We start from the raw sequence: 9,827 nt of genomic DNA, 5'->3' as shown, positions 1-9,827 counted from the left end.
CCAAATTCGAGACACGACCTCAGGCGGGGGTGCCGCACAGGCCGACGAGCTGCTCGTATTGCAGCGTCACCCATGCCAGCGCCGCCTGCGGCTCTTCGGTGGTGAAGCTTTGGGTAAGCTGACCGAATACCGCCGCCGCGCGGCTGTTCTCGACCATCGGGATCTGCTGCGCCGAGAGGATCACCTCGTAGACGAAGAAGCCCACCGCCACGAGCAGCACGCCGCGCGCCACGCCGAACAGGAAACCAAGGCCCTGATCGATGCCACCCAAGGCGGAACGCTGCACCGCGCCCGAGAAGACCGGGGTGAAGATCGAGAACAGCACCAGTGCGATGGCGAAGACCACCGCGAAGGCGGCGATGATCGACAATTCGCAGCTGTCGCCGATGAAATCGCCCACTACCGGGATCTGGCGCACCAGCGGGCGCACCTGATCGGCGAAGATGAAGGCGAGGACGGTCGCGCCGATCCAGCCCGCGATGGCCAGAGCCTCGCGCACCAGACCGCGCGAATAGGCCAGAAGTGCCGACACCACGACGATGAGCGCGACGATGCCGTCGATGATCGTGAAACTTTCCATGAGAACCCTTATTCCCGTTCGCCGGGCGCCAGACCGAACACCGTATCGACGAATCCCGGCAGGTCGCGCATTTCGCGCAGGTCCAGCCCGGCCGCCGTTTCCGTCCCGGCGCGGCGCTTGGGGCGCTGTGGCAGGATGGCCTGCGTGAAACCAAGTTTCGCAGCTTCTTTCAACCTGTTTTCCGTCTGCGCCACCGGACGCACCGCCCCGGACAGAGAAATCTCGCCGAAGATCGCGCAATCGACCGGCAGGGCGGCGTCTTCGCGCGCGCTGATCAACGCCGCCGCCACGGCGAGATCGGCGGCGGGCTCGCCGATGCGCAGGCCGCCCGCGACGTTGAGATAGACGTCGAGCCCGGCAAAAGAGACGCAGCAGCGGCTTTCGAGCACCGCGAGGATCATTGCCAGCCTTCCGCCGTCCCAACCGACGACCGAGCGCCGCGTCTGACCGGGCTGGGCGGGGGAGACCAGCGCCTGAATCTCGCACAGGATCGGGCGTGTGCCTTCGATACCTGCAAAGACCACCGAACCCGGCGTCGCTGTGTCGCGCTCGGAGAGAAACAGTGCCGAGGGGTTCTTGACCTCGGCGAGGCCCTTGCCGGTCATCTCGAACACGCCGATCTCGTCGGCCGGGCCGAAGCGGTTCTTGTGGGCGCGCAAGATGCGAAACTGATGGCCGCGCTCGCCCTCGAAGTAGAGCACGCAATCGACCATGTGCTCGACCACCCGGGGGCCCGCGAGCGTGCCTTCCTTGGTGACATGGCCGACCATGATCACGGCAATGTTGCGGGTCTTGGCAAAGGTCGTCAGCTCATGTGCTGCCGTGCGCACCTGAGAGACCGAGCCGGGGGCCGCCTCGACCTTGTCGGACCACATGGTCTGGATCGAATCGATGATCACGAGGTCGGGGCGTTCGACGTCGAGAGTGGTCAGGATGTCGCGCAGGTTGGTTTCGGCGGCCAGCGTCACGGGGCTGTCGGTCAGCCCGAGGCGCTGTGCCCGCATCTGCACTTGCGCCGCCGATTCCTCGCCCGTGACATAGATCACCTTGAGACCGTTGCGCCCGAAGCGCGCGGCGGCCTGCAGCAGCAGCGTCGATTTGCCGATGCCGGGATCGCCGCCGACCAGCAGCGCCGAGGCCGCCACCAGACCACCGCCCAACACGCGGTCGAGTTCGGCCACGCCGGACATGGTGCGCGGCGGCGCTTCGGGGGTGGAGGCGAGGTCGGTCAGCGTCACCTTGCGACCACGATGCGCGCCGATCGCCTTTGCGCCGGGGCCGGTGGTAAGCGGCGCCTCTTCCTGAATGGTGTTCCACGCGCCGCAGGCGTCGCAGCGCCCCGACCATTTCGAATGAGTCGCGCCGCATTCGGTGCAGACATAGTTGAGATCCTTGGCCATGCCGCTCTTTTCCCCGATCATGGCACCACGAGCAATGGCCCGGCGCGATGCGCCGGGCCATTAATGTTCACCTTGCGTTGACGGCAGGCCCTGACCGCTCGGAGCCTATTCCGCCGCCGGCTTCATGTTGACGACCTTGGGGGCTTCCTCGGGCATCGCGGTGTCCGACGGCTCGGCTCGGCGCGGCGGCTCGAAACCCAGTTCCGGCAGCATCGCCTGCAGTTGGTCGTCGAGCTGCGCGAGCTGGCTGGCGACGACGCTTTCCTCGAGCTCGACCTGATCGGCCCAACGCTTCATCTCGCGGCACACATGCAGCGCCTCGACTATTCGTTCCTGTTGGCGCTCGGCGTCTTCCTGACGCTGGGCAAGGAATTTGCGGGCGCGAGAAACCTTTTCATCCGAATAGATATCCGCCAGATCACGCGCCTGCTCGCCCATCTGGGCCGCAACTTCCATCACGTCGTGTTCGAGATGCCCCAAATCGGGATGATCGCGCAGGAAGGCCAGCCGTTCGCGCACCGCGTCAAATTCGGACGACATGGTGAAGACACCGGCGCGATCCGCCGTGTGGGCGACATGATAGGCGCGCGCCACGTCGTTCATAGAGACGCGGAAATTGCGGTGGCTGTTTTCGAGCGCGAGAACGCGGCTTGCGGAGGGCAGGAAGAACACCAGCGTGACCAGCAGCGCCGTCAGGAAGATCTGAAGCGCCATCCCGGCCCATGGCAGCGTCGTCTCACCGAATCGGGCGGTGAGTTCGAGCCATGGCAGGTATCCCAGCGCCGCCGCGATCGTGGCGGCGGCGGCGGCGGTGGCAGCAAGGGCCAACGTCGTCATCGCGATCATTTGCATGGCGCGGGTGGCGAAAGCGGTCTGGTTCGTCTGTGTCACGGGCGGTCTCCGGCACGGATGTGTCAGTTTCCACCATAACCTCGGCGGGTCTCCGCCGGTTCCTCAAAGCGCATGATCACCAAAAATTGTGATCCTATTGTCGCTATGTGCGAACAGATCGCCCAAATCGCGGCGGGATCATCCCGAATTGTCGAGCCGCGTGTACCGTGATCCGAGTGAGGTCAGGACCTCGTAGCCGATGGTCCCGGCGACCCGTGCCAGCGCATCGACGCCCTGAGCCGGACCCAGTAGGGTCAGGAAATCAGGGTCGGTGCCCAGATCGGTGATGTCGACGGTGATGAGGTCCATCGACACCCGACCGACGAGCGGGCAGGGCGTGTCGCCATGATAGAAGGTGGCGCGGCCCGAAAGGGCGCGAAGCAGCCCGTCGGCGTATCCGCCCGACACGGTTGCGATGCGACTCGGGCGCTCCGCCTGCCAGGCGTTGCCATAGCCCACCACCTCGCCCTCCATCAGGTTGCGGCACTGCACCACCGGCAGATCGAGCCGGACCACCGGCTGCGCGGCATCGAAAGGATGTCCGCCGTAAAGGCCGATGCCGGGACGGGTCAGGTCGAAATGATAGTCGGGGCCGAGCAGGATGCCGCCCGTCGCCGAAAGCGAGCGCGGCACGCCGAGTCCGTCGGTCATCTGCCGGAAGATGTCGAGTTGGTAGCTGTTCATCCCGTGATCGGGCTCGTCGGCGCAGGCGAGGTGGCTGGTAAGCCAGAGCGGGTCATGGTCGAGCGCGATGCCCGCGGCTTCGGACCAGTCGGCCCATTCGAAGCCGAGCCGGTTCATGCCGGTGTCGAGCTGGATGCCGAAGGCGTGACCGGGAAGCGATTCGAGATGCCGGGCCAGCTGTTCGATCGAGTTCAGCATCGGGATCAGCGCCGCACCGGCAAGCTTGCGGCCGTCGCCTTCCATATGCCCCGAGAACACGTAGATCTCGGGTTCGGGGCCCAATGCGCGGCGCAGGACGGCGCCTTCCTCGGCCACCGCCACGAAGAAGCGTCGCGCCCCTTCCTGCGCCAGCCTGCGGGCCACGCGGGGCGCGCCGAGACCGTAGCCATCGGCCTTGACGACCGCGCCGGTCTCGCAGGCGGTCATGGAATCAAGCGCCCGCCAGTTTGCGGCGAGCGCGTCGAGGTCGATCGTAAGGGCGCCGGTGCTCATGGTCGCCTTGTGACAGGCGGACGCGCCGCGTCAAGAGGCGCGTGTAGGGGCGGTGTTCAACCGGCGGGATCGGGCGTGGTCAGCCCGTAGCGCTCCAGTTCCTCGGGCAGGAGCAGGTAGATCTCGTCGGGCGGCGTGACGAGCGCGTGGCGCATCAGCGCCGGATCGATGCCCATCTCGATTAGGTATTCCATCACATCACCCTGTCCGCGCTGAATGTCCTCGACCGCGAAGATGGCGGGCAGGGCGGCGTTCTGGTCGAAGTAGTGCTGGTGCACACCGACCCATGCGCCCTCGGCCACCCGGCGCGCCGCACCGCCCGCGAGCAGATAGGGACAGGCCGAAAGGCAGACCGCCTCGGCCGAGAGAGCGGTGTCGATGCCTTCGTTCCGCAGCACCCGCCCAAGTTCGAGCGCGTCCGCGACCGAACCGCCGGGGCTGTCGAGCCAAGCGATGGCGGGGCGGGGATCGGCGGCGTCGAGCAGGGGCGTCAGCCGCACCGCATCGCCGGGAGCTATCCGACCCCTGAGCCTGATGCCGTCGGCGACCGGTTCCATGCGCAGTCTGTCAGGCATGTCGCCAGTGTCGGGCAGGGGCCTGCCGCCCGGTTCCTCGCGCGCAGGGTCGCGGGTGGGAAGACGGTCGGGGCGGAACTGCCGGGTCTGGTCACCGGGGCGCACCGGTTCGGTGAGCCCGGGCGCGGTCGAGGGCCATGCGATACGCGGCAGCGCGCGGGCGAGATCGCCGCCGAACAGCAGCGCGCCGATCGCCACCTCGGCGGCGAGCACAGCGACGAGCCAACTGCGCGGACCCTTCATTCGGCGGGCCGGGCGAGGTCGACCGGGCGCGGCGGCTCTGACGGATCGGCCGCGTCCGAAGGTGGCCTATCGGCAGGAGCGGCAGGGGCGGGCGCCGTGGCCTCGATCTCGCGCAGAGCGAGCAAGGCGCCGCGCAACTCCGACAGCGTCATCTGTTCTTCGACAGCCACGCCTTCGCGCCCCGAGCGCACCGCCGCCTGCGCCACTGACACGATCAGCACGAGAACCGCCGGCAGCAGGTCGATGGCGATGGCGCCGGCCCACGAGGGCACGAAGTTGCGCGCATAGAGGATCACCGCGTCGGCGGCGGAGATCGGCGTATAGGTCGTGTCGGGCGGCGGCGGCATGGCGATCACTGTATCGGCGGCAGAGGCGAGCGTCTGGGCGCGCTGGCCCAGAACGGTGAGCACCGAATCGATCGTCGCCTGCTGGCCGGACCGCGCCGCGTCGTCGCCGCCATCGAGCTGCGGCAGCACCACCGAGGCCGAGAGATCGCGCGCCGCTCGCGCCACGAGGGGGGCAACCGAGAGTTGACGCAGCGTTGTAATCACGCCCGCGAGGCGTACCGCTTCCTCGGAGAACTCGACCGAACGGGTCTCGACCGGACCGGGGGCCACGGTCAGTGCGCGCATCCGGCTCAGCGTCGCGTTGCCTTCGGCAAAGGCCGCGTCCAGCAGCGGCTGCTGGCTGGCGATCTGCGTCTCCAACGCGGTCAGCTCGTCGGATTTCTGGCGCAGCAGGCGGAACACCGCACCGCGCCCGGCGAAACCGGACAGCCCGCCGGAGGCCTCCTGTTCGCCCAGATCCTCGAAGCTTGTCCGCACGCGCGCCACGTCGCGGCCGAGGCCTTGGGCCGAGACGGCGATGGTGTTCGCCCGCTCCAACGCGTTCTGGTAGTCCTGCACCGTGGTCGCGAGATGCTGCTCCACTGCCGCGGCGCCCGCCAAGGCGGCGGCGTTGAGCCATGACGACATCGCGACGATGGCAAGCGACCCAAGCGCCATCGATACCATCAGCCCGATCCGCGAAGCCGCCGAGCGTACCGCCGGCAACAGCCGCAGCATGTAGGACCAGAAGACGAAGATGCCGACCGAGACGGCGATTGAATAGGCCATCGCCGCGAAGACGGAAAGCGCGCCTGTATCGTCGAGCAGAGACGACACGCCGAGATAGGTATAGATGCCGCTGGCCACCGACAGCACGCCCAGCGCGGTGCCGGTGAAACTGTCGAGCCATGCCAGATGCGCTTCGATTTCTCGCGACTGGCGCAGGCCGCGCGTCTCCGCAAGACTTGTTCCGGTCGTCTTGTCCATGCGTCGCGGCCCTTCCTGATGTCCCTGAAGTCTAGGGGCGGAATGCCGGAAAGCGAAGTCTGTCGGGCATCACATCATGGCCAGTTACCAATCATTAACCATGCGCGTGGCGCAATGCCGTCATGCGTTCCTCTTGACACGACTCACTAGATGGGTGAGTAATTGCCCATCAGCTAGGCAATTGCCCTGGCGGACTTTGGGAGGAGAGATATGACCAACACTACCCGCGCCCTCATGGGGGCCACCGCCCTTTGCGGCATGGCTGCCATCGCGCAGGCCGAGACGCTGACCATCGCCACCGTTAACAACGGTGACATGATCCGCATGCAGGAACTGGCTTCGGACTTCACGGAGCAGCACCCCGACATCGAACTCGACTGGGTGACCCTTGAAGAGAACGTGCTGCGCCAGCGCGTGACCACCGACATCGCCACCAAGGGTGGCCAGTACGACGTGATGACTATCGGCACCTACGAGGTTCCGATCTGGGCCAAGCAGGATTGGCTCGTGGCCCTCGACGACCTCCCCGAGGACTACGATGCGGACGACATCCTGCCCGCCATCGCCGGCGGTCTGTCGATCGACGGCACGCTCTATGCCGCGCCGTTCTACGGCGAAAGCTCGATGGTCATGTACCGCAGCGACCTGATCGAAGAGGCCGGGCTCGAGATGCCCGACGCGCCGACTTGGGACTTCATCAAGGAAGCCGCCGCGGCGATGACCGACAAGGAGAACGAGGTCTACGGTATCTGCCTGCGCGGCAAGGCCGGCTGGGGCGAGAACATGGCCTTCCTCACCGCCATGTCCAACAGCTACGGCGCGCGCTGGTTCGACGAGAACTGGACCCCGCAGTTCGACAGCCCCGAATGGAAGGCGACGCTCGACGACTACCTGATGCTGCTGAACGAATACGGCCCCCCGGGTTCCGCGAACAACGGCTTCAACGAGAACCTCGCACTGTTCCAGCAGGGCAAGTGCGGCATGTGGATCGACGCCACCGTGGCGGCCTCTTTCGTGACCGGTGACGACAGCACCGTGGCCGACAAGGTCGGCTTCGCTCTGGCCCCCGACAACGGTCTGGGCAAGCGCGGCAACTGGCTCTGGGCATGGTCGCTGGCGATCCCCGCGGGCACCGATGCCGAGGACGCCGCCAAGACCTTCGTGGCCTGGGCGACCTCCAAGGAGTACGCATCGCTCGTCGCCGAGAACGAAGGCTGGGCCAACGTGCCGCCGGGCACCCGCACCTCGCTCTACGAAAACCAGGAGTATCTGGACGCGGCTCCCTTCGCCCAGATGACCCTTGAGAGCATCAACGCGGCTGATCCGAACAACCCGACCGTGGACCCCGTGCCCTATACCGGCGTGCAGTTCGTCGCGATCCCCGAGTTCCAGGGCATTGCCACCGCGGTGGGTCAGCAGATGTCGGCAGCACTCGCCGGTCAGATGTCCGCCGAAGAGGCGCTCAGCGCGGCTCAGGATCTGACCTCGCAGGAGATGCAGGCTGCGGGTTACGGACAGTAATCCCTGCCTGACAGGCGGGGCCGGACCCTCCCGGCCGGCCCCGCCACCCTACTTCGACGACCCCAACGACGACCGCCCCCTCACCACCATCGCTACGGGCTGCCGCCCGCCGTCCCCTCCGGCCGCCCCAAGCGCGACCGGGCCTGGGGGCTGCGTGCCGCCGCCCGTCCTGACAATCGGAGAGACCGATGGCCACCCAACATTCCCGCTCCGCCGCGCGGATCATGATCTCGCCCGCCGTCGGACTGCTGCTGATCTGGATGATCGTGCCGCTGGTCCTGACGGTGTATTTCTCGCTTTTGCGGTACAACCTGCTGATGCCGGGCACCGAACGCTTCGTGGGCTTTCTCAACTACAAGCTGTTCTTCAACAACCCGGCCTTCTTCACCGCGTTGATCAACACGCTGCTGCTCGTGGGCGGCGTCCTGATCGTCACCGTGGTCGGAGGCATTCTGCTGGCGATCCTGCTCGATCAACCGATCTGGGGGCAGGGGATCGTGCGCATCCTCGTCATCGCGCCCTTCTTCGTCATGCCCACCGTCTCGGCGCTGGTCTGGAAGAACATGTTCATGAACCCGGTCTCAGGGCTCTTCGCGGAGTTTTCCAAGGCAGTCGGGTTGCAACCTTTCGATTTCCTTACCCACGCGCCTCTGGCTTCGATCATCGGCATCGTGTCGTGGCAGTGGCTGCCCTTCGCCACGCTGATCCTGCTCACCGCGATCCAGTCGCTCGATTCCGAGCAGATGGAAGCGGCCGAAATGGACGGGGCCTCGCCGCTCTCGCGCTTTTGGTACATCACGCTGCCGCATCTGAGCCGCGCCATCACCGTGGTGATCCTGATTCAGACCATCTTCCTGCTGTCGGTCTTCGCCGAGATCCTGGTGACCACCAATGGCGGTCCGGGCGTCGCTTCGACCAACCTGACCTACCTCGTCTACGCCCGTTCGCTTCTGAACTTCGATGTGGGCGGCGGCTCGGCCGGCGGTGTGGTTGCGATCATCCTCGCCAACATCGTCGCGATCTTCCTGATGCGGATGATCGGAAAGAACCTCGATGCCTGAGCACATCACCTTCGCCGCGCGGGGCCTGACCCCGCGCCACCCCCGCCCATCGCACCGCATGCCGAACACAGGGAGCGTCTGACATGGCTCGCGCCGTCTCCACCCGCCGCAAGGCGGCTACACCATCCTCGCCTGGATCATCGGTTTCGCGATCTTCTTCCCGATCCTGTGGACCATCATCACCAGCTTCAAGACCGAGGCAGAGGCGATTTCCTCGCCGCCCTCGTTCCTGTTCTTCAACTGGACCACGGAGAACTACTCCACTGTTCTGGAGCGCTCGAACTACTTCCGGCACTTCTGGAACTCGGTCGTGATCTCGTTGGGCTCGACCGTGCTGGGCCTGATCATCGCGATCCCCGCCGCCTGGTCGATGGCCTTCGTGCCGGGCAAGCAGACCAAGAACGTGCTGATGTGGATGCTTTCGACCAAGATGCTGCCGCCGGTCGGCGTGCTGATCCCGATCTACCTGATCTTCCGGGACTTCGGCCTGCTCGACACCAAGACCGGCCTCGTCATCGTGCTGACGCTGATCAACCTGCCGATCATCGTCTGGATGCTCTACACCTACTTCAAGGAGATCCCGGGCGAGATCCTCGAGGCCTCGCGGATGGACGGCGCGTCCCTGCGCGACGAGATCATCTACGTGCTGACGCCGATGGCCGTGCCGGGCATCGCCTCGACGCTGCTCCTCAACGTCATCCTCGCCTGGAACGAGGCGTTCTGGACGCTCAACCTCACGGCGGCCAAGGCCGCGCCGCTCACCGCCTTCATCGCCAGCTATTCGAGCCCAGAGGGCCTGTTCTACGCGAAGCTCTCGGCTGCCTCGACCATGGCCATCGCGCCGATCCTCATCCTCGGCTGGTTCAGCCAGAAGCAGCTCGTCCGCGGGCTCACCTTCGGCGCAGTGAAATAAGGAAGACACCAATGGGACGCATCACGCTCGACAAGGTGACCAAGCAGTTCGGCGACGTTCAGGTCATCCCGCCTCTCGATCTCACCATCAATGACGGCGAATTCGTCGTCTTCGTCGGCCCCTCGGGCTGCGGCAAATCCACGCTTCTGCGGCT

General features: G+C 66.0%; 9 protein-coding genes and 1 pseudogene. 4 read left to right on the top strand and 6 right to left on the bottom strand.

From position 1 onward, the window contains the following. Window positions 1-19: 19 nt before the first annotated feature. The 6 genes from MBELCI_RS17205 to MBELCI_RS17180 form a co-directional block, all read right to left on the bottom strand. Entirely contained in the window at window positions 20-580 is a 561-nt protein-coding gene (locus MBELCI_RS17205; RefSeq protein WP_021695523.1) for a CvpA family protein, read from the bottom strand. An 8-nt stretch (window positions 581-588) separates the two neighbouring features. After that, complete coding sequence (radA, locus tag MBELCI_RS17200) at window positions 589-1,980, bottom strand: DNA repair protein RadA (protein WP_021695522.1); 1,392 nt, start codon at window positions 1,978-1,980, stop codon at window positions 589-591. Window positions 1,981-2,085: 105 nt separating this feature from the next. After that, window positions 2,086-2,871 (bottom strand): hypothetical protein, encoded by a 786-nt coding sequence (locus MBELCI_RS17195; protein WP_021695521.1) that lies wholly within the window; start codon window positions 2,869-2,871, stop codon window positions 2,086-2,088. A gap of 138 nt (window positions 2,872-3,009) precedes the next feature. Next, the gene (gene alr / locus MBELCI_RS17190) at window positions 3,010-4,047 is read right to left on the bottom strand and encodes an alanine racemase (protein ID WP_021695520.1); all 1,038 of its coding nucleotides are present in this window, start codon (window positions 4,045-4,047) and stop codon (window positions 3,010-3,012) included. A gap of 56 nt (window positions 4,048-4,103) precedes the next feature. Continuing rightward, window positions 4,104-4,865, bottom strand: a complete 762-nt coding sequence (locus MBELCI_RS20835; protein WP_045320426.1) for a COG3904 family protein — start codon at window positions 4,863-4,865, stop codon at window positions 4,104-4,106. Further along, window positions 4,862-6,178: a hypothetical protein gene (locus tag MBELCI_RS17180; protein ID WP_021695518.1), complete on the bottom strand. Its 1,317-nt coding sequence runs from the start codon at window positions 6,176-6,178 to the stop codon at window positions 4,862-4,864. The genes MBELCI_RS20835 and MBELCI_RS17180 overlap by 4 nt, the downstream gene beginning before the upstream one ends. A 210-nt stretch (window positions 6,179-6,388) precedes the next feature. Between MBELCI_RS17180 and MBELCI_RS17175 the strand changes: the two genes are divergently transcribed. The 4 genes and pseudogenes from MBELCI_RS17175 to MBELCI_RS20555 form a co-directional block, all read left to right on the top strand. Further along, window positions 6,389-7,699 carry an ABC transporter substrate-binding protein gene (locus MBELCI_RS17175; RefSeq protein ID WP_021695517.1) on the top strand — a complete coding sequence of 437 codons (1,311 nt, stop codon included), beginning with the start codon at window positions 6,389-6,391 and terminating at the stop codon, window positions 7,697-7,699. Window positions 7,700-7,887: 188 nt separating this feature from the next. Next, entirely contained in the window at window positions 7,888-8,760 is an 873-nt protein-coding gene (locus MBELCI_RS17170; protein WP_021695516.1) for a carbohydrate ABC transporter permease, read from the top strand. Between the two features lie 83 nt (window positions 8,761-8,843). Then, window positions 8,844-9,673, top strand: a pseudogene (locus MBELCI_RS17165) (carbohydrate ABC transporter permease). 11 nt (window positions 9,674-9,684) lie between these two features. Further along, a partial coding sequence (locus tag MBELCI_RS20555) for an ATP-binding cassette domain-containing protein (protein ID WP_131505590.1) occupies window positions 9,685-9,827 on the top strand: 143 nt, incomplete at its 3' end.

The organism is Limimaricola cinnabarinus LL-001 (assembly GCF_000466965.1).
In the GTDB taxonomy this organism is placed as follows: Bacteria; Pseudomonadota; Alphaproteobacteria; order Rhodobacterales; family Rhodobacteraceae; genus Limimaricola; species Limimaricola cinnabarinus.
This window is presented reverse-complemented; position numbering and strand designations above follow the sequence as displayed.